Below are 25,130 nucleotides of genomic sequence, written 5' to 3'. Positions count from 1 at the left end.
GGTGAGGTTTTTTAAGGGCGGGAGGAAAATGGATGCAGCATCCTTTCAGGTTACTTCCAAGGATTTTCAGGAACTCCTTAAAAAGTTTAAAGCATCTAATGATTTTCTTACCTTCCAATTCCCGAATGATGATGGCTACACTATTTCCTATTTCAATTCACTGGTTAGTGTACAACAGCTTCATGAACAAGTATTGGCTGTCATGTCGAATCAACCAAAGAAGGATCTTAAGCAATTAAAAGGCGATATTCCGATTGAAGATATGAAATTGACGGCTGATCTAAAAGACATTCAAAGGTTGGTTTTGGCAGGAACAATCATGGTTCAATACAAGCAAGATGATGAAATGTGTTTGTTGATTCCATGTGTTCATAGTGTGAAAAGGCAAGTTTCCACACCAGAGTCAGAGTATACGGTCGTTGGGTCCAAGGAGGCATTTGTTGAATCGCTTGATTCGAATTTGAATCTGATTCGTAACCGGTTGCCCACCCCTGAATTGCAGTCCAAGGAATTAAGGGTCGGCAGCATCTCGCAAACAAGGTTAGCGGTACTCTACATAGATGGGGTAGTAAATCAACAGATCGTTAATACAGTCATTCAGAGGATAGATGATATAGATTATGATACGATCGTCGATATTTCGTTTGTAAGCCAGATGATCACGGATAATCGAAATTCGATGTTTCCGCAACTGATTGATACGGAGCGGCCTGATCATCTGGCCAGTGTATTATCGGAAGGGAAAATTGGGATCATGCTGGACGGATCTCCACATGCATTAGTTGGTCCAAACACCATCATTTCGTTCTTTTCGTCATTTGAAGATTATTTTCAAATTTGGAATCTCGGCACCTCATTCCGTTTGATTCGGCTTTTCGCAGTGCTGTTTTCCGTTTTATCTTCACCTCTGTATGTTGCCGTTTTAACCTATCATTATCAAGTGATTCCAACGGATTTGCTGCCAATCTTAATTTCATCCAGGGGAGTGATCCCGTTTCCGCCAATCTTGGAAGCCATCTTGCTGGAAGGGACAATTGAATTGCTGAGGGAAGCAGCGGTCAGGCTGCCTGCTAAAGTTGGTTCCACCATTGGTATTGTTGGCGGTATAGTCATCGGTACAGCCGCTGTGGAAGCTGGATTTGTCAGTAATGTCTTACTGATGCTTGTCGCCTTGGCTGCCTTGGCTTCATTTACGGTGCCGATTTACCAAATCAGTAATACCATCCGCCTTATCCGCTTTCCTTTTCTAATTGCAGCCCAGTTATACGGTCTGTTTGGAATGGCTTTATGCAGTGCATTCATTTTAAGTCATTTATTGAAATTGACTTCGCTTGGCAGCCCTTATTTAGACCCGCTTTACCCATTAAGAATTCATGACTTTAAAGATAGTCTCATTCGCCTCCCTTTTTCAAAGCAGAAAAAACGCCCGCAATTTCTGCGGACGGAAAATCCACTAAGGATAAGGAAGGAGACGGAAGAGCGAAACTCCCATGGTGATATTGATGAATAAGGTGTAGAAAGCGGTGAGAAGGTATGGAAGTCAAACCAAATGAAACTAAACTCATATCTCCATTTTTTGTTTTTTTCCTCATGCCCGGCATGCAGATTGGGGTAGGGATATTGGGGTTTGAACGGGTCATAGCGAAAGAGGCTGGTCAAGACGCATGGTTATCTGTACTCATATCAGGGTTGATCATAAATGTTCTGCTTTGGATGTGTTTCAAGCTTTTAGGCAGGAGTCCCCAAACCTTTGATTTGGTCGCCATCCACAAGGATTTGTTCGGTAAATGGGTCGGAAATGCTTTCAATGTTTTATTCATCCTCTACTTTATAATGATTTCCGTCATTCTTATCAGGACTTATTTAGAAGTCATTCAGGTTTGGATGTTCCCTGGTGTCAATATCCTGATGCTAATAACCATCATTCTTATTCTCGTCTATAGTTTTGTGGAGGGAGGGTTCAGGGTCATCACCGGTTTTTGCATAATCGGGCTTATTATCGGATCGCCATTATTCCTTTTGAATTATTTCCCATTGAAGTACGCCCACTTTGAAAATTTGGGTCCTTTTCTTGATCATTCCTTTTTGGAAATCATGAAGGCCTGTAAGAAAATGACCCTGAATTACCTTGGTTTTGAATTACTCCTCATTTATTACCCTTTCATTAAAAACCGTGAAAAATCTCAAAAATGGGCCCATTTAGGGGTGGTGTTTACTATGGCGATATATTTAGTATCCATCATTGTTTCATTAGCCTACTATCATCAAGATCAACTGAAAGATGTAATATGGGCTACTTTGACGTTATGGAAAATTGTAGACCTTCCATTCATTGAAAGGTTCGAATACATAGGGATTTCCGTTTGGCTGTTCATGGTGCTGCCGAATGTTTGCATAGGGGTTTGGGCAGCGAGCAGGACAGCTAAAAGAGTATTTGGACTAAGGCAAAGAAAGATGTTGGTCTTCATTCTGCTGATCATTTTAGTTTCCTGCATTTTCTTGGATAACCGCTATAGAATCGATAAGTTTAACACGATAAGTTCGGAAATTGGTTTTTATATCGTTTATTTGTATCTTCCTCTCTTATTCATATGGCAGTCGATTGTCTATAAAGTCAGGGGGCATAAATCGTGAAGATCCGACTTATCCTGATAATATTGGCAGGTTTCCTGATGACGGCTTGCGGCGTGGAAAAACAAATATTAGAAGATATTTTAATTGCTGAAGTCGTAGGTTATGATGAGGCCGAAGGCAAAAAAATCAAAGGTACGGTCGTTGTCAGCGTGCCTCAGTCTGGGGAGCAAGCAAATCTAGGTAAAGAAGTATATGAAGCGGTCTCCCATGATATAAAGGCAACCCGCCAGCAGAAAAATGCAAAAACGCCATTCCCGATTGTCGGTGGTAGACTGACGGTCATTCTCTACGGTGAAAAATTGGCAGCAAGTGGATTGAATGATTATGTCGATACATATAGGCGTGACCCCATGGTGGGAAGGAACTTGTATTTAGCGGTCGTTCATGGCAAAGCGGAGGATGTAGTTAAAATGGAGCCGAAGTTGATTAAAACTCCAGGGGTTCAAGTGAAAGAGCTGATCGAACAGAATATAAAGACTAATTTGCCTAATGTGGATCTTCACAGGTATTTATATGCATGTCATGGTAAAGGAATCGACCCGGTCTTGCCCTTATTGGAAACGGCAGGGGACCAAATACGGGTAAAAGGGATCGCCTTGTTTAAAAAGGATCGTTATATTGGCAAATATATTCCTTATGAGGACGGATTTTTATTTAAAGTCCTTACTGAAAACTTTAAGATGGGGAGTTATGAAATTAAGTGGAAGGAAAATGTTTTTACAGATATCAATAACGTGGAGTCACGTGTCCATTATCATATTTCGAATGCAAATCAAGACCCTAAGGTCAGGATTGAAGTGAAATTAAAAGCGGGTCTGCTGGAGGTCCAAGGCTATGACTTGGGCAAAGCGGTCGACCTGAATAAAATAGAGGCCAGGGCCGAGCATGTCATTGGAAAGAAATTAAATGAGATGGTAACCATGTTTCAGGAGAACAATATCGATCCGATTGCAATCGGTAATCATGCTAAAAGTAAAACAAGAAATTTCAATCAGGAACATTGGGAGAAGGCATATCCTTATATTCCAATCGAGGTAGATCTGGATATTGAAATGATTCAAACGGGAATAGCTGAATAAAAGGAGAATATTCTGAAGTTTTTCCCTTTATAATAGGGGTATTGGTGTAATGATCATATCAATGCGGCCAAAGAGGGGGAAAGACATGGACAAAGCATGGTGGAAAGAGGCAGTTGTGTATCAAGTGTATCCAAGGAGTTTTATGGATAGTGATGGAGATGGAATAGGGGATATAAACGGTATCTTGATGAAACTCGATTATTTACAAGAGCTGGGTGTGAACGTGATATGGCTATCCCCTGTTTATCAATCTCCCAATGATGACAATGGGTACGATATCAGTGATTATAAATCGATCATGACTGAATTCGGGACCATGGCTGATTTCGATAGGTTGTTGAAGGCGGTTCATGAACGTGGAATGAAGATCATGATGGACCTGGTGATCAACCATTCTTCTGATGAACATCCGTGGTTCAAGGAATCCCGATCCTCAAAAGATAATCCGAAGCGCGATTATTATATTTGGAAACCTGGAAGGAATGGAAAAGAACCGAATAATTGGGAGTCCATTTTTAAAGGTTCAGCATGGGAATATGATGAAGGAACCGATGAATATTATTTGCATTTATTCAGCAGGAAACAACCGGATTTAAACTGGGAGAATCCTAAGCTCCGTGAAGAAATCTATAGCATCATGACTTGGTGGCTGGATAAGGGTGTCGATGGCTTTCGGATGGATGTCATCAATTTCCTTTCAAAAGATCAAAGCTATTCAGATGGAGCCGTTCATCATGAGAAACAGTATGGCGATGGAAGCCCCTTTTTCCTGAACGGCCCGCGCATACATGAGTTTTTGCAGGAAATCAATCAACGGGCACTTTCTGGACATGACGTGATCACGGTTGGGGAGATGCCAGGCGTCACACCGGAGGAGGCGCAATTGTTCACAGGTAAAGATCGTGGTGAGCTACATATGGTCTTTCAATTCGAACATATGGATTTGGGGAGCGGGCCGGCAGGGAAATGGAGTAATGATAAGTGGAAGCTTACCGATTTAAAGCGAATTCTCTCCAAGTGGCAGACTGGTCTGGAGGGGGATGGCTGGAACAGTTTATACTGGAACAACCATGATCAGCCACGGATTGTCTCAAGGTTTGGTGATGATGGAAAGTATCGGATTGAAAGCGCAAAGATGCTTGCAGCTTGCCTTCATATGCTTCAAGGGACACCCTATATATATCAAGGGGAAGAGCTGGTCATGACCAATGTTGCATTTGAGGGAATCGATGATTACCGGGATATCGAAACATTGAATTCATATGAAGAACTCGTCGATTCGCATGGATGGTCAAAAGAGCGGATGATGTCAGCCATCCACGCCCGAAGCAGGGATAATGCGAGGACACCGATTCAGTGGAATGACTCCCGGAACGCAGGATTCACGAAAGGGACGCCATGGATTAAGGTTAATCCCAATTTTCCAGAGATTAATGCAGAAAAAGCCTATAATGATCCGAATTCCATTTTTCATTTTTATAAAAAGCTTATTCAATTACGCAAGAAACATGAAATCGTCGTTTATGGCCGTTTTGAACTGCTATGGCCGGATGATGTACGAATATTTGCCTACACGAGATCGTTTGAAGAAGAAAAGCTGCTGGTGCTATGTAACTTTAAAGAAGAGGAGGCCTCCTATACTTTGCCTGAAGAGCTGCATGCATATTCAGCCACAAGGCTGATAGGCAATTATGATCAGGAAGAAGAAGGAATCTCCAGCAAACCTCTGCGTCCATATGAATGCCGTGTTTATCATTTGATATGAAAAAAGGACCTGTTCTCCTTAGAACAGGTCCTTTGCGCATTATTTTGATTTAAGGTCACATTCCTCCAGGGGAATGATTTTCGTTTTATGCTTGATTTTATAGCCGAGCCAAAGGGCGAAAAATAAAATTAAGCCAATGTAGGAAACAAACATTGAATTCCAGTCGATCCCATCGCTGCTGAAAGCTTGATAGCCTTGTCCGATGATAATGATAAGGCAAAGGACAAGTGCGAATATAGGCCCGAATGGGAAGCCTTTTGCCCGGAATGGTAAAGCATTCATATCAAGGCCTTGAGCTGCGTAAGCTTTGCGGAACCGATAATGGGCAATCGCGATCCCAACCCAGGTGACGAATCCTGCCATGCCTGAAGCGTTCAATAACCAGATATAAACGACGCCATCACCGAAAAATGAAGCTAAGAATGCAACGCAGCCTACTAATGAAGTCACGATAAGTGCATTCACGGGTACTCCCCTTTTATCTAACTTGCCTAGGAATTTCGGTGCTTTCCCATCACGTGCCAAGTCCCATAGCATACGGGTTGAAGCGTACATGCCAGAGTTACCGGCAGAGAGTACGGATGATAGAATGATCGCGTTCATGATGGATGCAGCAAATGCAAGGCCTGCCCGTTCAAATACAAGCGTGAATGGACTTACGGCAACATCTTCACTCAATAAACGTGAATCGGTAAACGGAATGATCATGCCAATTACAAAAATGGCAAGGATATAGAATAAGATGATGCGCCAGAAAACGGATCTGATCGCTTTTGGGATATTTTTTTCTGGATCCTCACTTTCACCTGCAGTCACTCCAAGCAATTCCGTTCCTTGGAATGAAAAGCCGGCAGCCATGAATACGCCTAGGATCGTGAAGAACCCACCGTTAAAGGGACCTTCACCCATTGTGAAATTTGAAAATCCAATTGGGTCTTTCCCACCCATGATCCCGAGAATGATCAGAACACCCGTGATCAAGAAAATGACGACTGTCACGACTTTGATCATGGCAAACCAGAATTCTGCCTCCCCGAAACCTTTTACTGACATGTAATTGATAAGAAACATAGTGATTAATGCAATGGCACTCCAGATAATTGAAGGGCTATCCGGGAACCAGAACTTCATAATTAAGACAACGGCTGCCAATTCAGCGGCAATGGTGATTGCCCAGTTATACCAGTAGTTCCAACCAATCGCAAAACCGAAAGACGGATCGACGAATTTGGATGCATAGACACGGAATGAACCGGCCACTGGCATGAACGCTGCCATTTCTGCAAGACTTGTCATTAAATAATAAACCATGATGCCGATGACTGCGTATGCCACCAAGGCACCGCCGGGACCGGCTGAATGAATGGCACCGCCACTTGCTAAAAATAAACCTGTTCCAATCGTTCCACCTAATGAAATCATCATTAAATGACGCGCTTTCAGGCTCCTTTTCAGTTCAGTAGGGCTTGATGCTGATTGTGAATTTGACAATTGATGTTACACTCCTTTTTATTGGAAGGGAACGAAAAATAAAAAACAGCAGTCGAAAAAGATCGACGGCTGTTTATAATAAACCCGTTTATCCTTCCGAAGATAGCTCCCCACGCTTTTTTGAAAAAGCGTGACAGTGGTGTTCCTGTTCGGTAACACCGCCAGCAAGAATATACATGGAATATACCCTTACTTCGGCAATTTATCCTTTCAAACGGAGTCTTGAATTTTCCAGAATCTCGTCCGTTTTACTTTTATAAGCTGCAGCCTCTAACTCATCGGTAAATGAGGAAGTATTCAATTTTCTAAAATCGTTGCGCCAGCTTGTAAGTGACGTCAGACGATAGTTCTCATGAAATTCATGCAATCGCTAATAGATTGCTAGTAATTGAGTAAACTTTACTATATCAAAATTATAAAATAATCTCATGAATATCGCAATGATTATTTTATGTGGTTATTTTTTCCTAGTTAATGAATGATGGCGGCAAGGAAGAATTCAAATGGCGATATACCAAAATAAAGCATGGAGATCATTAAACGGTCCTTCTTTTTATAAGGGCATAGTCCAGTTTTACATGTTTGACCAGCTCAGGATTCTCAAATAGGTCCACCGCCATTTTCCCAATCCATTCCAACGGCAAGGAAATGGTCGTGATGTCGAGCATTTCACCCAGGCTATCATTATTGAAACCGAGAATGGCCACATCCTCCGGGACCCTTATACCTGATTTCTTAGCGGTAAGAATGAAGCCAGCGGCCGTGTCATCATTCGTGATGATGATGGCTTCAGGTTTATCCATCATCGAATTCCATTCCTGAAACAATTGTTCACCGTCTTTGATGTGATAACTGCCTTCAAACAGCCATTCCTTATTGTTTACCAGTTGATGTTTACTCATGATATCGGTAAAGGCTTTTGTACGATGGGAACTATTTCTGCTCTTTTTACGGCCGAGGCTGTATCCGATTTTCTTATATCCTTTAGCAATCACGTACTCAAGGGCACAGGAGAAAGCTGCATAATGATCAATGCTGATGGATGAGAATTCAGCCTGGGCCGTATCTTCACATAAAATGATCGGTCCGTATTTTTGATATTCCAAAAGGATTTTCATTTCCGAAATCCTTGAACAAACGATAATGCCATCGAGCTGCTTCATTTGCAGCATATTAAAAGCCTCGATTTCCTTCTCTCTGTCATAGTTTGTTTGAAAGATGACGATATGACAGCCGATTGCATTTGCCTGTTTAGTGATTCCGTTAACGATTGCCCCGTAATATGGGTGATTGTTGAAGGGGATGATGATGCCGATAAGATTGGTTTTACCTTTTGAAAGATGAATGGCATTTATGTTTCTCGTATAATTCAAACGATCGATGGCTTCCAAGACGCTCTTTCTTTTATCTGGGCTTACATATGGATGATCATTCAATACACGGGACACTGTTGAGACAGATACACCGGCACATTGAGCTATTTCTTTAATATTTGTCATGGTATCACCGTTTTTTCTTTTTTTATATTGTACAGTATGAAACCCATTTCAGGGCAAGAGAACAGTGTGGGGCTGCTGAAGATTTCTTCAAATAAGGTCTTGTTCTGGTATGGGTTTCATCCTTTAAGATTGTTTTAAGTCTTAGAGGAGGAGGAGACCATGATGTTCCAAACCTTAATCACCCTTTTTGTGCTTTGCGGAATCGAATTGGGATTTGCGTACTTGGCAATTTCCTTGAAGAAATGAGTGGCAATGCACATGGAATGCGTAAAATCCTCGTTTACTCGTGAATTTTGGCACTTTACTCGTAAAATCAGCGCATTTACCCGTGAATTTCACAGCGTTCCGAAAAAGCCCCCATAGTTTATATTCACCATTAGAACCCCACAATATAAATATAACTTCAGAGTTCGTTTCATGTACGGCATGACCGACTGTAAGGAAATGACCGACTGTAAGGAAGCTACCCAGTGGAGTTTCCTTACAGTTTTTTCCGTGTGTGAAAGTTATTGTCCTTTTTGAAATGTTTGAAAAAATAGTTGCACTTTTTTTGTATATTTGTGTATAGTATGAAATAAGTTGTATAGGGTAAACTTTTTAGCGTTTGCGACAATGTAAAAATTTTTACACTTATTTTTGCACATGGCAAACTATTTTAGAAAGAGGAAAAAGGGAGGGAGTATGGATGGGTTTTCTGAAATCCATTGGGAGCGTGATTGCTGCATTGCTGATTTTAACGGGGTGTGGCAATGATGCGGTTGAAAGTGATAAAGGCAATGGTAAGCTGAATATCGTTACGACAACGGGAATGATTGGAGATTTGGTTGAGAATATCGGCGGTAAACATGTCGAGGTCACCAGTTTAATGGGTCCGGGAGTCGACCCCCATCTATATAAAGCGACACAGGGTGATGTTAAGACACTGGATTCGGCTGATATGATTTTTTATAACGGTGTGCATCTTGAAGGGAAAATGACGGATATATTTGAAATGATGAGCAAGGATAAACCGACGATTGCCGTAACGGAGGGCTTCAAGGAGAACCAACTTCGCAAAGTGAGTGCATCGGAACATGATCCCCACGTATGGTTTGATGTAAAGCTTTGGATCGTTGCGGCGGAGGCAGTGGAGAAAGAATTGATTGCCAATGATCCGGATCATGGAGCAGATTTTCGCGAAAATTATGAAGAGTACGTTCTGCAATTGGAAGAACTTGATAAATATGTTCAAGACGAAATTAATAAAATACCAAAAGATCAGCGGGTGCTCGTTACAGCACATGATGCTTTTGGGTACTACGGTCAGTCATACGGCCTGGACGTAAGAGGGCTCCAAGGGATCAATACATTATCGGAATATGGATCAAAAGATGTGACGGATATGCGGAACTATCTTGTGAAGAACAAAATTAAAGCGATTTTCATTGAGTCAAGCGTACCAAGGAAGGCCATCGAGGCTGTCATTCAAGGTGCAGGTAAGCAGGGTCACAAAGTGGAAATCGGCGGTGAATTATTCTCGGATGCCATGGGTGAAAAAGGGACGGAAGAAGGAACGTATATCGGAATGGTCCGTCATAATACCGATACAATCGTCCGTGCTTTGAAATAAGGGGGAGAAACTATGAATCTAGCAGCTTTGAAGGTCGAGAATTTAACGATTGCTTATCACAAGAAGCCTGTTATCGAAGATGTCTCATTTGAGGTGCCGGAAGGGAATTTAATCGGGATCATTGGCCCCAATGGAGCAGGGAAGTCCACATTGATAAAGGGGATACTCGAATTGATCCCCAAAATATCAGGGCAAATCACAATAAGAGGTTCTACTTATAAATCGGTGAGGAAGAGTATCGGCTATGTACCACAACGGGAGTCAGTGGATTGGGATTTTCCGACCAACGCACTCGATGTCGTGATGATGGGCAGATATGGTCATCTCGGATGGTTGAAGCGACCAGGTAAGTCCGAAAGGCAGAAGGGAATGGAGTGCCTGGAAAAGGTAGGGATGTCTGAATATGCTAACCGCCAGATCAGTCAGCTATCAGGTGGACAGCAGCAACGGATATTCCTGGCCCGTGCATTGGCACAGGAAGCGGATATTTATTTTATGGATGAACCGTTCGTAGGGGTGGATGCCGCAACAGAGAAAGCAATCATACAATTGCTGGTGGAATTGAAGGAAAAAGGCAAAACCGTTCTAGTTGTGCACCATGATCTATCGACCGTGAAGGAATATTTCGACTGGACGATGTTATTGAATAAAAAGGTGATGAAAATAGGTCCGACGGAGGAAGTATTCATTCCAGAACACTTACAGGCAACATATGGAGGCCGCTTAGCGATACTATCAGACACGAAATCCGGCCTTTTATTAAAATGAGGTGTACATGATGAATATACTGGATATTATTACCGTTCCAAATACAAGGTGGATATTGCTTGGCACGATGTTCCTCGGATTAAGCAGCGGGGTCATCGGCAACTTTGCCTACCTCAGAAAGCAGTCTTTGCTTGGCGATACGCTCGCACATGCAGCGTTACCCGGTATCTGTGTCGCCTTCATTTTAACTGGAGTGAAATCCACTTCTTATTTTCTAATAGGTGCGGCCCTGGCTGGCTTAGTGGCTGTCCTCTTGATCAGTGTGCTTACGAGATACAGTAAGATCAAGCAGGATGCGGCCTTGGGAATCGTCTTATCCTCCTTCTTTGGCTTCGGAATTGTCATGCTTACACAGATTCAGCAGAGTGAGTATGGAAACCAGAGTGGATTGGATACCTTTTTATTCGGGCAGACGGCGTCAATGGTCATGTCCGATGTATATATGATGATGACGGTTTCCTTTATTCTCATTTTCACTTGTACCGTATTTTTTAAAGAATTCAAATTACTGTCCTTCGACCCTGGGTTTGCTAAGGGGATGGGATTGCCGGTTGTTTTTCTGGATTATTTCATCATGATGCTGATCGTGGCAGCTGTGGTGATCGGTATCCAGGCTGTAGGTGTCGTATTGATGGCATCTTTACTGATCACGCCTGCGGTTTCTGCGAGGTATTGGACCGAGCGGCTTCATATCATGGTCATCCTGTCTGGCATATTCGGAATGTTGAGCGGTGTGTCTGGAACGTTGATCAGTACATCGGTCAATAATTTGCCAACAGGACCGTTAATTGTCTTATCCGCGACGGTATGGTTTTTCTTTTCCATGCTTTTTGCACCTAAACGAGGAGTGCTTTCATCTATATGGAGAAGGGGATCGACGAAAAAGAAATATTCTCTCGAACAGAATAGAAGGAAAGGGAGCCACTCATCATGAATGATTTTTGGATTATTTTAATCGGAGCATTGGTGGCGGGTGCTTGCAGTGTATTGGGATGTTTTTTGATAGTCAGGAAAATGACGTTGATTGGGGATGCCATCAGTCATTCCGTTTTGCCTGGAATCGTATTGGCATTTTTAATAACCGGGACTCGTGACTCTGTTCCGATGCTGATAGGTGCAGCTGCGCTCGGCTTGCTCACCGTATTCTTGATCCAGCTTTTCCAATCGTCGGGCGTTCAATCTGACGCAGCGATCGGGATTGTATTCACTTCCCTTTTTGCAACGGGGATCGTACTCGTGAGCTTGTATACGCAACAAATAGATTTTGACCTGGAACATGTTCTTTATGGCGAAATAGCCTATACTCCCTGGAACACGATGACAATCGCGGGAATCGAAGCTGGACCAAAAGCTGTTTGGATTGTCGGCAGTTGCTTTATCCTGAACCTCATACTGATCTTCCTTTTCTTCAAACAGTTTAAACTCGTGTCATTTGATCCGTCACTAGCGGCTGCAATGGGAATTCCTGTACTGTTCTTTCATTACTTATTGATGAGCCTCATTTCACTGACAACTGTAGCTTCTTTTGATAGCGTTGGTTCCATTTTAGTAGTTGGAATGCTCATCATACCCGCGGCGACGGCTTATCTGCTGTCAGACCGTTTAAGCCGCATGATATGGATCAGTATCTGGGTCGGGGTGCTAAGTTCCGTCATCGGCTACTTTTCAGCCACCATTTTGGATGCCTCGATATCAGGTTGCATGGTGGGATCGGCCGCCATATTATTCGGATTGGCCTTTCTCTTTTCCTCAAGCCATGGATTGATCAGCAGATTGCTGAAACGAGGAAAATCAAAGGAATCACATGCATAGTTCCCCTTGTCCCTGCGGGCTTCATGGAAATAACTCCAAGAAGCCTTTAAACAATTCTTCGATATAGTTGTGATTTTATTTGTTTAAAGTATAATGAATAAGTGTATTTATAGATGTATCGCAGGAGCCTTTTTAAGGGAGAGTTAAGTATGGAAGAACAAAATAAATTTTCATCTCGAATAGATTTTTCTTTGGTCACAATATTGCTGTTATTATGCGTTGGAAGTTGCTTAGCAATCTATAGTGCCCAAACGACTGGACAGTACGCTGAAAACTTCTTAATTAAACAAATTTTTTGGTATATAGTGGGGGTTGGAATCGTATTAGGGTTCATCACACTGGATTCGGACCAACTGAAAAAAATTTCTTGGTACGCCTATGGATTCGGATTGTTTTTGCTATTTTTGCTGATCATTATGCCAGATAGTATCGTACCTAATATAAATGGTGCAAGAAGCTGGTTCAAAATTCCGGGAGTCGGTTCGATTCAGCCATCGGAATTCATGAAGGTTTTCCTGATTTTGGCTTTAGCCAATGTCATATCGAACCACCATCTCAAAAACACGCTGAAAACGATTCAAACGGATATCTGGCTGCTTATTAAAATCGGTCTTGTGACCGGTGCCCCCTTAATGTTAATCATGCAACAGCCGGATTTGGGTACCGCGCTTGTCATCCTGTCCATCATGCTCGGAATGATTTTCATTTCAGGGGTAACATGGAAGATCCTGCTGCCGATCGTTTCGGGAGGAATTGTCGTCGCTTCAACGGTCCTGTACTTTGTCCTTTGGAAGCCGGAGATCCTGGAAAAATATCTAGGGGTAAAATCCTATCAATTCGGCCGTATCTATTCTTGGCTGGATCCATATAATTATGCCAGCTCCGAAGGGTATCACTTAACCAGGTCCTTACTGGCCATCGGCTCCGGCCAGACCACAGGCAAGGGAATCGGTTCGAGGGAAGTGTATTTGCCTGAGAGCCATTCGGATTTCATTTTCAGCATCATCGGTGAAGAATTCGGCTTCATCGGATCAAGCATCATTATTTCCTTGTTTTTCCTGTTGATTTATCATATTACAAAAACGGGAATGGACACGAAAAATAACTTCTATACATATATCTGTGTTGGTGTTATAAGCATGTTGACGTTCCACGTCTTTCAAAATATCGGCATGACGGTAGGACTATTGCCGATTACCGGGATTCCGCTTCCATTCATCAGTTATGGAGGAAGCTCGCTAATGGGGAACATGATGGCCATGGGCTTAATATTCAGCATTCGGTATCATTATAAGAAGTATATGTTTTCAACGGATATCTAAAATTAAAGCCGGCCCCCATGGGCCGGCTTTACTTGTAGCACAAAAACAAAAGGAGCAGAATTCACCCCCCTCAATGTTTGCTTATTGAATGTTCGTTCCAGATGGAAATTGATTTTTATAACCGGAAAATTGTTGATACGATTGGTTTAAGCTTGTTGCTTGTGCCTTTTCTAAACTATACCAGCCTTTTTCGAACATAATGTTATAGAGTTCTCGCTGCATTTCCTGATTTTCTTTGGAAACGGAGAAAATGTCTTGGAATAATGCTTGGTTACTCATCTCATGCAGGGCAACGGAAAGGGAGTTGCAAAAGTACTTTTCAGTTGTGAGCATATCATTTATAAAATCCCTGTCATTCATTTGCGGTGTCTTTGCCACGGGAGATTCAGGATTTTGGACTTTGTTTTCATTGGGCATCAAGAACACTCCTTTACTGGTATTGTTGTTGAACCTGGTTTTGGTCCGGGTTCAAATGTTTCAAAATGGTATCGTAATGGCGTTGATGCATGAGTCCGCACCGATTTAACGCATCAATGATTTGCGGGTCCTTGCACTGTGTGGCAAAAAAATGTGCTTTTTTAACCGCATTAAGATTCCATGCAAGCATATCGGTTAAGTATAGGCTATCTTTCACCGAAACCATTTCCGGCGGCTGTTTCATAAAGCCGGTGGATTGCTGTTGGCTATTAAACGAATTTTGCTGTTCCATCATTCTACCTCCTTACGTGTTCTTTAAACGAGCTTAATTTTCCCTCCATGAATTTTTTTATTCTTGATTCTAAATATCTGAAAAATGAATTAAATGGTAAAGTAATCTTGTGCATCTATTTTCCAAAAAGATTTGGGAGGGGAATGCAGATGGAAAGAATTTTGAAAAATCTATTCCTTTTTTTATCCAAGAATAAAAGCATGACAAAGGCAGCAAAAAAATACGGGCTGCGGTTTGGGGCATCTCGTTTCGTGGCAGGGGAATCCTTGGATATGGCATGTGAAGTGATTGCAGATCTTAACCGGAGAGGGCTTGCTGTCACCATTGATTATTTAGGTGAATTCATTGAGGATGAACAAGAAGCAAGGAAGATGGCAGATGAGTGCATCGAAGCGATCCGCATGATCGGCACAAATGAACTGGATTCACAGTTATCACTGAAGCTGACCTCGATGGGCCTGGATGTATCCGAACGAGTCGTGATGAATAACATGCGGAGGATATTAGATGAAGCTAAAGCCCATCGTGTTTTCGTGACGCTTGATATGGAAGATTTTCCGCGCTGTCAGCCGACTTTGGATGTATTCAAAAACCTTAAGTCTGAATATAATGAATTGGGGACTGTCATCCAAGCATATCTGTATCGGACTGAGAAGGATATCGAGGAATTGGATGCATACCAGCCGAATCTAAGACTTGTTAAAGGAGCTTATAAGGAACCGAGGGAAGTGGCCTTTCCCGAGAAAAAAGATGTGGATGAGAATTTCAAGAAAATCATCAAGAAGCATATGCAAAATGGCCATTACACAGCCGTTGCCACACATGATGATAAAATCATTGATTATACGAGGGGCTTGGTCAAAGATCAGGGAATTCCCCTGGATCGTTTTGAATATCAAATGTTATATGGCATCCGTACTGAAAAGCAGCTTGAACTTGCTAAAGAAGGATATAAGGTAAGGGTGTATGTTCCATATGGTACGGATTGGTATGGATATTTCATGCGCCGCCTTGCGGAGAGACCGGCCAATATTGCTTTCGTTTTAAAAGGCCTATTCAAGAAATAGATGCGAGAGCCGCCCCGGAAAAGAGACGGCTGCTCAAATTAAGAAGGATTATCTTTTGAACTGATTGTTCTGGCTGTTCACTTTATTGATTCCATGTTGACGTTCGGCGCCAGGTCCGGCATTGCCTTTAACGCTTGCTGCGCTCACGGCTGCTTTAGAAGGATTATCTTTACGCTTCATTATATAAGTCACCTCCTGCCCGGTTATTTTTAGCTGAATCGAGGAGAAATAACCTAAAGAATCCGGAGAAAAAAATATATTTTTTTCCTGTTTAATCATTGCGGAATTTCCAAATATATTCTATATTAGTAATAAGAAAAAATATTCAAAATTTTTTTGAATTAAAAATGAATGAGCATTCATTCAATAAATTGCGTAAGGGGGATATAAACTTGGTTCGACAAATACGAAAGGCTGCTGTTCTAGGGTCAGGAGTTATGGGATCAGGGATTGCTGCACACCTTGCTAACATCGGCATTCCGACTTTACTATTGGATATTGTACCTCGTGAACTCACTGAGGATGAAAAGAAAAAGGGACTGACATTAGATAATAAACAAGTCCGTAACCGCATCAGCCAAACTGCGATTACGAAACTTTTAAAACAGAAACCGGCTCCGCTTTCGGTTAAGGGAAACATTGCGTTGATCGAGGCGGGAAACCTGGAAGATGATATAAGTCGTTTAAAGGATGTCGATTGGATCATCGAAGTGGTCGTTGAGAAGCTTGAGGTTAAGCAAAGTGTGTTTGCCCAGGTAGATCAGCATCGTAAACCGGGAAGCATCGTTTCATCGAATACATCCGGAATTTCAATCGAAGCGATGGCAGAAGGCCGTTCGGAGGATTTTCAAAAGCACTTCCTGGGAACCCACTTCTTCAATCCGCCGCGTTATCTTAAATTGTTGGAGATCATCCCTACTAAAGCAACTTCACCAGAAGTGCTCGGATTCATGAAACGATTCGGCGAAGATGTACTGGGAAAAGGTGTCGTCGAAGCCAAGGATACCCCTAACTTCATCGCAAACCGCATTGGAACTTATGGATTATTGGTCACTTTGCGTGAAATGCAAAAAGGCGGATACAGTGTTGGTGAGGTCGATTCGGTTACAGGACCGTTGATTGGGAGGGCTACTAGCGCTACTTTCCGGACACTTGATGTAGTTGGATTGGATACCTTTGCACATGTTGCCAGAAACGTATATGACCAGGTTGATGGAGAAGAAAAAGAGGTTTTCAAAATACCTGATTTCATGAATGAAATGCTTAAAAATGGGTGGCTTGGAAGCAAGTCAGGCCAAGGTTTTTTCTTGAAAAAAGGCAAGGAAATCCTTGAACTGAATCCCGAAACCCTTGAATATGATGCACGAAAACGATTAAAAACGCCTTCCATCGAAATGGCTAAACAGGCCAAGGGCTTGGAAAATAAAATGAAAGCGCTTGTTTATAGCGAAGACCGTGCCGGCCAATTACTTTGGAATGTTCTGAATCCGGCACTTGTGTATTCTGCCCAGCTGCTTGGGGATATCGCGGATGACATCGTGGCGATCGATCAAGCGATGAAATGGGGCTTCGGATGGTCCACAGGTCCCTTTGAAACCTGGGATGCGATAGGGATAGAAAAATCGGTAGCCCGAATGGAAGCGGAAGGCATCGCCGTTCCGCAATGGGTGAAGGATATGCTCGCTAAAGGCTTCACTTCTTTCTATAAAGAAGAAAATGGCATTGTTCACTATTATGATGATGGTGAATATAAAGAAATTGTCGAAAATCCTAAAGTGATCAATCTTAAAGCGATCAAGAAGCAAAAAGGCGTAATCAAGAAAAACAGTGGTGCAAGCTTGATGGATATTGGCGATGGAGTGGCTCTTCTTGAATTCACTTCACCGAATAATGCAATTGGTCTGGATATCATACAAATGATCAATGCGGCGGTCGACGAAGCGGAAGCGAATTTTAAAGGCCTGGTCATCGGAAACCAAGGAAAGAATTTCTGTGTAGGCGCCAATATTGCAATGATGCTGATGGAAGCGCAGGATGACAATATTCTTGAACTCGATATGGTCATCAGCCAATTCCAAAAGGCGATGCTAAAAATTAAGTACAGTGCAGTTCCCGTAGTGGTTGCGCCGTTTAATATGACACTTGGCGGGGGTGCTGAAGTGTCACTTCCGGCAGCGCGCATCCAGGCAACGACTGAAACATATATGGGATTAGTGGAAGCTGGCGTAGGGTTGATCCCAGGTGGCGGCGGGACTAAAGAACTTTATGTGAAGACGTTGAAGAATATGCCGAAGGGCGTCGACTTCGACTTACAGAAAGTGGCCAACCAAGTATTTGAAGCGGTCGCCATGGCAAAAGTTTCGACATCAGCCGAGGAAGCGAGAGAGAATAATTTCCTTAATATAGCTGATGGAATAAGCGTGAATGCGGATCATCAGCTATATGATGCGAAACAGGCGGTACTTTCCATGCATGAACAAGGTTATACCGCTCCAGCCCGCACAAAGATTCCTGTCGTAGGTGAAACTGGATATGCCACACTCCTATTAGGGGCGGAATCCATGCGCCTTTCGGGATTCTTATCAGATCATGACCTTATCATAGCCAAAGAGCTTGCATACGTCCTGGCAGGAGGAAAACTCCCATTTGGCACAGAAGTAGATGAACAGTATATCTTGAACCTAGAAAAGCAGGCATTCCTAAAACTGATTTCGACTCCGAAATCCCAGGCAAGGATGCAGCACATGCTTGTTAAAGGTAAACCGCTCCGTAATTGATGAATAGATGATATGGCAAAAAACGAAGATTAATAGATCGATAGCTTAAAAATGAGTAAGGGGGATCCTCATGAAAGAAGCGGTAATAGTAGCTGGAGCAAGGACTCCGGTAGGAAGAGCGAAAAAAGGTTCTCTTGCTAGTGTACGTCCTGATGATTTAGGGGCTCTTGTTGTAAAGGAAACGTTAAAGCGGGCAGGGAATTATGAAGGCACCATAGATGACCTGATTATCGGTTGTGCAATGCCTGAAGCGGAGCAAGGATTGAACATGGCGCGTAACATTGGGGCATTGGCAGGATTGTCTTATTCAGTACCGGCCATAACGATTAATCGTTACTGTTCAAGCGGGTTGCAAAGTATCGCTTATGGAGCGGAAAGAATCATGCTCGGCCAAAGTGATACAGTCATTGCAGGCGGAGCGGAGTCCATGAGCCTTTTGCCTATGATGGGCCATGTAACACGTCCGAACGCGAGACTTGCGGAAACGGCACCGGAATATTATATGGGCATGGGTCACACTGCTGAAGCCGTTGCGAAAAAATACGGCATTTCCCGTGAAGATCAAGATGCATTTTCTGTTAGAAGTCATCAAAAGGCTGCTAAGGCCATTGCGGAAGGAAAGTTTTCCGATGAGATCGTACCGGTTGAAGTGACCCTCCGTTCAGTGGGACCAGATCTTAAATTAAAGGAAAAGTCATTTGCTTTTACACAGGATGAGGGCGTTCGTCCAGGCACGACTGCTGAAGTGTTGAAAAAACTGAGACCTGCATTCTCTGTTACAGGATCCGTAACAGCAGGGAATTCATCACAAACGAGTGATGGTGCAGCCGCGGTAATGGTCATGGATAGGGAAAAGGCTTCTTCATTAGGGATGAAACCGATGGGTAAGTTCCTTTCCTTTGCTGTAGCAGGAGTACCGCCTGAAATTATGGGCATCGGACCGATTGCAGCCATTCCTAAGGCTTTGAAACTGGCAGGTCTTGAGTTATCGGATATTGGTTTATTTGAATTGAATGAAGCCTTTGCTTCCCAATCCATCCAAATCATTCGTGAGCTCGGATTGAATGAAGAGATTGTCAATGTAAATGGCGGAGCCATCGCTTTAGGCCATCCACTAGGATGTTCGGGAGCAAAATTGACATTAAGCCTGCTTCATGAAATGAAGCGCAGAAACCAACAGTTCGGGGTCGTGACAATGTGCATCGGCGGCGGAATGGGTGCTGCTGGAGTATTTGAATTATTGGCGTAATCCCACGCCTCCCGGAATCTCATGCTTCCGGCGGGCTTACCATCTTAAATACTTAGGAGGAAATAACATGTCAAATCAAACTACAGGTAACCTCATTAAAGGCGGAGCCTTTTTAGTAGAAGATATTACGTATGATCAAGTGTTTACACCGGAAGATTATTCTGATGAGCATAAAATGATCGCCAAGACTGCGGAAGATTTCGTAGTGAATGAAATTCTGCCGCAGGTTGAACATTTAGAAAACCATGAATTTGACCGTTCCGTTAAATTACTGAAGCATGCAGGAGAAATCGGTTTACTTGGTGCTGATGTTCCTGAGGAATACGGCGGATTGGGTCTTGATAAAATCAGTTCGGCATTGATCACGGAAAAAATGGCGCTTGCAGGCGGGTTCGGAATTACACATGGTGCACATGTAGGTATCGGATCTTTGCCGATCGTATTATTCGGGAATGAAGAACAAAAGAAAAAATATCTCCCTTTACTGGCATCAGGTGAGAAGATTGCTGCGTATGCCTTAACGGAACCAAGCTCAGGTTCAGATGCCTTAGGAGCAAAAACGACGGCGAAATTGAATTCGGAAGGAACACACTATATTTTAAACGGTGAAAAACAATGGATTACAAATGCAGGTTTTGCAGATGTCTTCTGTGTATACGCCAAAATCGACGGCGAACAATTCTCGGCTTTCATTGTTGAGCGTGATTATAAAGGCGTATCAACTGGCGCTGAAGAAAAGAAAATGGGAATCAAAAGCTCATCAACACGTACATTAATACTTGAAGACGTACATGTACCAGTCGAAAACCTTTTGGGTGTAGCCGGAAAAGGGCATGTCATCGCTTTCAATATCCTGAATATCGGCCGCTATAAATTAGGCGTTGGTGCGGTCGGCGGATCTAAACGTGCCCTTGAGATTACAGCTGCTTATACGAATCAACGTCAACAGTTCAAAACGAAAATTTCCGATTTTAACTTGACGAAAGAAAAACTTGCAACAATGGCTGCTAAAATTTATGCAGCAGAAAGCTCTGTATATCGCACCGTTGGCCTTTATGATCAAAGACAAAGCAAATTGACGGATGAGCAAGTGAAAGATGGGAAATCAATGGCGGCCGCAGTTGCTGAATATGCCATTGAGTGTTCATTGAATAAATTCTTCGCTTCCGAAGTATTGGATTATGTTACGGACGAAGGCGTACAGCTTCATGGCGGTTATGGTTTCATGCAGGAGTATGAAATTGAAAAAGCATATCGCGATTCCCGTATTAACCGGATCTTTGAAGGTACAAATGAAATCAACCGATTGCTTGTCCCGGGAACTTTCCTGAAGAAAGCACTTAAAGGGGAATTGCCGCTTCTTCAAAAAGCCCAAGGCCTGCAAGAGGAATTAATGATGATGATGCCGGAAGAGCCTGGCGATGAGCCACTGGCACAAGAAAAGATGCTTGTTAGGAACGCTAAGAAAATCGGTATTTTGGCTGCTGGCCTAGCGGCACAGAAATACGGCAAAACTCTTGATCAAGAACAAGAAATCCTCTCAAACATTGCCGATATCGTATCCCTTGCCTATGCAGCCGAATCCGTGGTATTGCGTACGGAGAAAGCTATTGCAGCTACAGGCCTGGAGAAGAACAAACAAAAAGTGCTTTACACTGAAATCTTCGTTCAGGAAGCTTTCAATGAAATAGAACAGCATGCAAAAGAAACGTTAATTGCGGTGGAAACAGGCGATACTCTTCGAATCATGCTTTCGTCGCTCCGCAAGCTGACAAGACACAATCCGATCAATGTCATTGCGAAAAAACGTGAAGCCTCCGTAAAGGTGATCGAAGCGGAAAAATATGCTCTATAAGCAATGAATCAGAATCTGTAAAGGGAATGCCCGTAAAGGCATTCCCTTTATTTCCTTTGATGAAATCGCAACGGAAATTCAAAAGACATTTCGTTGTATTGCGTGCTGAAAACGGGTATTCTATTGATAGGTGGTGAAATGATGGGCTTAACATTATATTGGTACCCAAAATGCGGCACATGCCGTAACGCGAAGAAGTGGCTGGATAATCATGAACTGCAATATGAAGCGATCCATATTGCTGAAAATCCGCCTTCGCGAACAGAAATAGAAAAACTATATAAAATCAGCAATTTGGAATTGAAGAAGTTCTTCAATACTAGCGGTCAAAAATATCGGGAGCTGGGATTAAAGGATAAGCTGAAAGAAGCTTCTGAAGCAGAGATGCTTGATATATTGTCCACGGATGGCATGCTTCTGAAAAGGCCGATTGTTACAGATGGCACTAAAGTGACGGTAGGTTTCAAAGAAGAGCAATTCGAACAGGTTTGGAACTGAAATTTCACAAAATATTTGGTTAATTCCTTACTTAAACACACTATCTACCTTATAATGAAATAGATAAAATAAGATGTACATATGGAGGGTTAATAATGACGACAACACCAAAAGAACTTCGTTACACTAAAGAACATGAATGGGTCAAAACGGAAGATGGAAAAGTGCGCATTGGGATTACCGCTTTCGCACAGTCCGAGCTTGGGGACATCGTATTCGTTGAGCTTCCGGAAATCGGCGATGAATTGAAAGCGAACGAACCATTTGGAAGTGTTGAATCCGTTAAGACCGTTTCTGAGCTTTATGCACCTATCAGTGGCAAGGTTGTTGAAGTAAACGAAGATTTAAGTGACAACCCTGAATATGTAAATGAGTCTCCTTATGAAAAGGCATGGATGGTCGTGCTTGAACCATCTAATAGCAGTGATATTGAAAACTTGATGAGCGCTGAAGAGTATGAGAGTTTAATCAACGGTTAAAAAGAAGGAGAGGGGGGACTGAATAGGCCTGCTCTCTTTTTCATTTTATACAGCGGCAGTTGCGCACATAATTCATGAGATGGAGTGATGACATGGAGTGGGGCGAATTCGATAAAGTGATCATTGTAGAAGGCAGTTCCGATAGAAGAAAAGTTGCCTCCGTTTTAAATGAAGATGTGGAAATAAGATGTACAAATGGGACCATATCATTGACTAAGCTGGATGAATTAGTGGATGAATTGATGGATCGCGATGTTTATCTCCTTTTTGACGCAGATGAATCAGGAGAAAAGCTGAGGAAGCAGTTCCGAAGGGAAATGCCGGAAGCGAACCACCTGTATATTAATAAAATGTACAAAGAAGTGGAAAGCTCACCCGAACATCATATCGCAACTGTGCTACTATCTGCCAATATGAATGTGAAAATGAAATTTTTAAGTCAAAGGGTGAACGACTAATTGATGCAGGAATGGAAAGAAGAAGAGTGTAAGCTTGCTGTTGAAAATGGGGAAACCTTTTGCTTATATTTATATACGCCTTTATGCGGCACTTGTCAGGTTGCCTCCAAGATGCTGACGATTTCCTTGGAGCTGTTCCCGGAATTGAAGGCAGGCAAAATGAATATGAACTATGTCCAAGCAATTGCCGAATCATATGAAATCGAAAGTGTGCCCTGTTTATTGCTTTTCAAAAAAGGAAAGCTGCACAAGAAAATATATGCCTTTCAATCCGTTCCTTATTTGTACGGATTGCTTAAGGAAATCAACTAAGAAACCAATCAGAACAAGTGGTTGGTTTCTTTGTTGCGGACATTTGAATGCGAGAATGAAATTAAACAAAGAATATTCTAACAATTCGTTGACTGATTTATTCTAAAATGATATATTTTGAATTAAGTAATGGGAAAATTTAATAGTTCTTATCAAGAGTGGCGGAGGGACTGGCCCGACGAAGCCCGGCAACCGGTATAAATTTTATATACGGTGCTAATTCCAGCAGAGTGTTGGCTCTGGTAGATGAGGTGTGTTCTTGAGACCTCTTCTTGTTGAAGTGGTTTTTTTGTTTATAAAAGGCCAGATATCATATAATTCCAACTAAATCCATAGAAAAAGGTGAAACCATATGTCAGGGAAAAACTTGCGTTTCGAAACATTGAGTGTTCATGGCGGTCTGCAAACTGATGAAACAGGTGCCCGTGCAGTTCCTATCTACCAAAGCAATGCATACTTGTTCAAAGACACCGACCATGCAGCGAATTTATTTGGCCTAAAGGAGAATGGATATATATATACACGGCTTCATAATCCCACGGTCAGCGTTTTTGAGGAAAGAATGGCCTTATTGGAAGGTGGCATCGGCGGATTGGCAACAGCAAGCGGAATGGCTGCCATCTCACTTTCAATCCTGAACATTGCCGCTGCAGGTGATGAGATTGTTTCAGCCTCTACATTATATGGCGGTACGTATAACCTTTTTGAAAATACTCTTCCTAAATATGGGATCAAAGTGAAGTTCGTTTCTCCCGATGATCCTGAAAATTTCAAAAGGGCGATTACGCCAAGAACTAAAGCCATTTTTGCCGAAACGATCGGTAATCCAAGTTTGAGGGTGCTTGATATTGAAGCGGTAGCGAAAATCGCCCATGAAGCCGGCATACCTTTAATCATCGATAATACCTTTGCAACACCATATCTTTGCAGACCAATTGATTTTGGCGCGGACATCGTCATCCATTCCGCTACAAAATGGCTTCTGGGAAATGGAACGACACTAGGCGGTGTCATCGTGGATGGAGGGAAGTTCGATTGGAACTCGCCAAACTACCCTGGCTTCACGGAGCCTGACCCAAGTTACGACGGTCTTGTATACGCCGAGGCAGTTGGACCTGCCGCATTCATAACGAAAGCCCGAGTCCAGTTACTTCGTGATTTAGGCCCTGCGCTAAGTGCCCAAAGTGCATTCCAGTTTACGCTTGGACTTGAAACGCTGCATGTAAGGATGAAAGAGCATCTATCAAACACCAAGTCTGTCATTGAATATTTAAAAAACCATCCTGCCGTGACTTGGGTTTCGCATCCTGGTGATGAGGATCATCCCGATAAGGCCCTTGCGGATAAATATTTGCCTAAGGGAGCTGGATCTGTCGTGACTTTTGGAATACAAGGTAATCGCGAAGCTGGGGCAAAACTTATCAATTCGGTGGAATTATGGTCCCATGTGGCGAATGTAGGGGATGCGAAGAGCTTGATCATCCACCCAGCCAGTACGACCCATCAACAATTGAATGAGGCGGGTCTTGCGAAAGCGGGTGTAAGTGCCGATCAAGTCCGTTTATCAATTGGGATTGAAAATGTAGACGACTTAATAGAAGATTTAGAGCAGGCAATTGAAAAAGCGACGAATATCGTCTCCTTGACTTCCAAAACGCTTTAAGCAAAGTTCCTGTTCATCCTTGAACTAGAAATAATATACATTGCGCTCCTTTTTTATCTATGATAAAATTTCTCCATACTAAAG

General features: G+C 42.6%; 23 protein-coding genes and 2 riboswitches. Of the genes, 18 read left to right on the top strand and 5 right to left on the bottom strand.

Annotated elements, in window-relative coordinates; translation table 11 throughout:
• The 4 genes from N0M92_RS11130 to N0M92_RS11115 form a co-directional block, all read left to right on the top strand.
• On the top strand, nt 1-1,510 hold a 1,510-nt coding region (locus N0M92_RS11130; protein WP_311202541.1), incomplete at its 5' end, for a spore germination protein.
• A 23-nt stretch (nt 1,511-1,533) separates the two neighbouring features.
• A complete protein-coding gene (locus N0M92_RS11125; protein ID WP_260285750.1) occupies nt 1,534-2,634 on the top strand; it encodes a GerAB/ArcD/ProY family transporter in 1,101 nt (366 codons plus the stop codon).
• On the top strand, nt 2,631-3,713 hold the full coding sequence (locus N0M92_RS11120; protein WP_260285749.1) for a Ger(x)C family spore germination protein: 1,083 nt from the start codon (nt 2,631-2,633) through the stop codon (nt 3,711-3,713). The genes N0M92_RS11125 and N0M92_RS11120 overlap by 4 nt, the downstream gene beginning before the upstream one ends.
• Before the next feature lie 85 nt (nt 3,714-3,798).
• The gene (locus tag N0M92_RS11115; RefSeq protein WP_260285748.1) at nt 3,799-5,478 is read left to right on the top strand and encodes a glycoside hydrolase family 13 protein; all 1,680 of its coding nucleotides are present in this window, start codon (nt 3,799-3,801) and stop codon (nt 5,476-5,478) included.
• Between the two features lie 39 nt (nt 5,479-5,517).
• Here the strand turns inward: N0M92_RS11115 and N0M92_RS11110 are convergent, their stop codons facing one another.
• Both N0M92_RS11110 and N0M92_RS11105 read right to left on the bottom strand, forming a co-directional pair.
• Nucleotides 5,518-6,969 carry an amino acid permease gene (locus N0M92_RS11110; protein ID WP_260285747.1) on the bottom strand — a complete coding sequence of 484 codons (1,452 nt, stop codon included), beginning with the start codon at nt 6,967-6,969 and terminating at the stop codon, nt 5,518-5,520.
• Nucleotides 6,970-7,064: 95 nt separating this feature from the next.
• A riboswitch (Lysine riboswitch) is annotated at nt 7,065-7,250 on the bottom strand.
• Between the two features lie 255 nt (nt 7,251-7,505).
• Entirely contained in the window at nt 7,506-8,468 is a 963-nt protein-coding gene (locus tag N0M92_RS11105; protein WP_260285746.1) for a LacI family DNA-binding transcriptional regulator, read from the bottom strand.
• A 685-nt stretch (nt 8,469-9,153) separates the two neighbouring features.
• Between N0M92_RS11105 and N0M92_RS11100 the strand changes: the two genes are divergently transcribed.
• The 5 genes from N0M92_RS11100 (at nt 9,154) to rodA (ending at nt 13,979) form a co-directional block, all read left to right on the top strand.
• A complete protein-coding gene (locus tag N0M92_RS11100; protein WP_260285745.1) occupies nt 9,154-10,077 on the top strand; it encodes a metal ABC transporter solute-binding protein, Zn/Mn family in 924 nt (307 codons plus the stop codon).
• A 12-nt stretch (nt 10,078-10,089) separates the two neighbouring features.
• Nucleotides 10,090-10,845, top strand: coding sequence for a metal ABC transporter ATP-binding protein (locus N0M92_RS11095; RefSeq protein WP_260285744.1), 756 nt, complete (start codon nt 10,090-10,092; stop codon nt 10,843-10,845).
• Nucleotides 10,846-10,852: 7 nt separating this feature from the next.
• On the top strand, nt 10,853-11,779 hold the full coding sequence (locus N0M92_RS11090; RefSeq protein ID WP_260285743.1) for a metal ABC transporter permease: 927 nt from the start codon (nt 10,853-10,855) through the stop codon (nt 11,777-11,779).
• The gene (locus tag N0M92_RS11085) at nt 11,776-12,657 is read left to right on the top strand and encodes a metal ABC transporter permease (RefSeq protein WP_311202540.1); all 882 of its coding nucleotides are present in this window, start codon (nt 11,776-11,778) and stop codon (nt 12,655-12,657) included. Before N0M92_RS11090 ends, N0M92_RS11085 begins: the two co-directional genes overlap by 4 nt.
• A gap of 149 nt (nt 12,658-12,806) precedes the next feature.
• Nucleotides 12,807-13,979, top strand: coding sequence for a rod shape-determining protein RodA (gene rodA / locus N0M92_RS11080; RefSeq protein WP_260285742.1), 1,173 nt, complete (start codon nt 12,807-12,809; stop codon nt 13,977-13,979).
• An 81-nt stretch (nt 13,980-14,060) separates the two neighbouring features.
• Here the strand turns inward: rodA and N0M92_RS11075 are convergent, their stop codons facing one another.
• Together N0M92_RS11075 and N0M92_RS11070 are read right to left on the bottom strand one after the other, a co-directional pair.
• The gene (locus N0M92_RS11075) at nt 14,061-14,396 is read right to left on the bottom strand and encodes a spore coat protein (RefSeq protein WP_192206989.1); all 336 of its coding nucleotides are present in this window, start codon (nt 14,394-14,396) and stop codon (nt 14,061-14,063) included.
• A 13-nt stretch (nt 14,397-14,409) separates the two neighbouring features.
• Entirely contained in the window at nt 14,410-14,688 is a 279-nt protein-coding gene (locus N0M92_RS11070) for a hypothetical protein (RefSeq protein WP_192206987.1), read from the bottom strand.
• A gap of 149 nt (nt 14,689-14,837) precedes the next feature.
• Between N0M92_RS11070 and N0M92_RS11065 the strand changes: the two genes are divergently transcribed.
• Nucleotides 14,838-15,755, top strand: coding sequence for a proline dehydrogenase (locus N0M92_RS11065; protein ID WP_260285741.1), 918 nt, complete (start codon nt 14,838-14,840; stop codon nt 15,753-15,755).
• Between the two features lie 48 nt (nt 15,756-15,803).
• Here the strand turns inward: N0M92_RS11065 and N0M92_RS11060 are convergent, their stop codons facing one another.
• Complete coding sequence (locus tag N0M92_RS11060) at nt 15,804-15,938, bottom strand: YuzL family protein (protein WP_072273724.1); 135 nt, start codon at nt 15,936-15,938, stop codon at nt 15,804-15,806.
• Nucleotides 15,939-16,147: 209 nt separating this feature from the next.
• On the opposite strand from N0M92_RS11060, the gene N0M92_RS11055 reads away from it, so the two are divergent.
• The 8 genes from N0M92_RS11055 to N0M92_RS11020 all read left to right on the top strand — a co-directional run bounded on the left by N0M92_RS11055 (nt 16,148) and on the right by N0M92_RS11020 (nt 25,046).
• A complete protein-coding gene (locus tag N0M92_RS11055; RefSeq protein WP_260285740.1) occupies nt 16,148-18,532 on the top strand; it encodes a 3-hydroxyacyl-CoA dehydrogenase/enoyl-CoA hydratase family protein in 2,385 nt (794 codons plus the stop codon).
• Between the two features lie 70 nt (nt 18,533-18,602).
• Complete coding sequence (locus N0M92_RS11050) at nt 18,603-19,781, top strand: acetyl-CoA C-acetyltransferase (protein ID WP_260285739.1); 1,179 nt, start codon at nt 18,603-18,605, stop codon at nt 19,779-19,781.
• A 67-nt stretch (nt 19,782-19,848) separates the two neighbouring features.
• Entirely contained in the window at nt 19,849-21,636 is a 1,788-nt protein-coding gene (locus N0M92_RS11045) for an acyl-CoA dehydrogenase family protein (protein ID WP_260285738.1), read from the top strand.
• A gap of 141 nt (nt 21,637-21,777) precedes the next feature.
• A complete protein-coding gene (locus tag N0M92_RS11040) occupies nt 21,778-22,134 on the top strand; it encodes an arsenate reductase family protein (RefSeq protein ID WP_192206978.1) in 357 nt (118 codons plus the stop codon).
• A gap of 95 nt (nt 22,135-22,229) precedes the next feature.
• Nucleotides 22,230-22,613, top strand: coding sequence for a glycine cleavage system protein GcvH (gene gcvH, locus N0M92_RS11035; protein ID WP_260285737.1), 384 nt, complete (start codon nt 22,230-22,232; stop codon nt 22,611-22,613).
• A gap of 92 nt (nt 22,614-22,705) precedes the next feature.
• The gene (locus tag N0M92_RS11030) at nt 22,706-23,071 is read left to right on the top strand and encodes a toprim domain-containing protein (protein WP_048688210.1); all 366 of its coding nucleotides are present in this window, start codon (nt 22,706-22,708) and stop codon (nt 23,069-23,071) included.
• Nucleotides 23,072-23,074: 3 nt separating this feature from the next.
• A complete protein-coding gene (locus N0M92_RS11025) occupies nt 23,075-23,383 on the top strand; it encodes a thioredoxin family protein (protein ID WP_260285763.1) in 309 nt (102 codons plus the stop codon).
• A gap of 146 nt (nt 23,384-23,529) precedes the next feature.
• A riboswitch (SAM riboswitch) is annotated at nt 23,530-23,636 on the top strand.
• Nucleotides 23,637-23,735: 99 nt separating this feature from the next.
• A complete protein-coding gene (locus N0M92_RS11020) occupies nt 23,736-25,046 on the top strand; it encodes an O-acetylhomoserine aminocarboxypropyltransferase/cysteine synthase family protein (protein ID WP_260285736.1) in 1,311 nt (436 codons plus the stop codon).
• The last annotated feature ends 84 nt before the right edge of the window (nt 25,047-25,130 follow it).

The organism is Peribacillus aracenensis (assembly GCF_025175645.1).
Lineage (GTDB): Bacteria > Bacillota > Bacilli > Bacillales > DSM-1321 > Peribacillus > Peribacillus aracenensis.
The sequence above is the reverse complement of the archived record's forward strand: the minus strand, read 5'-3'. Positions and strand labels throughout refer to the sequence as shown.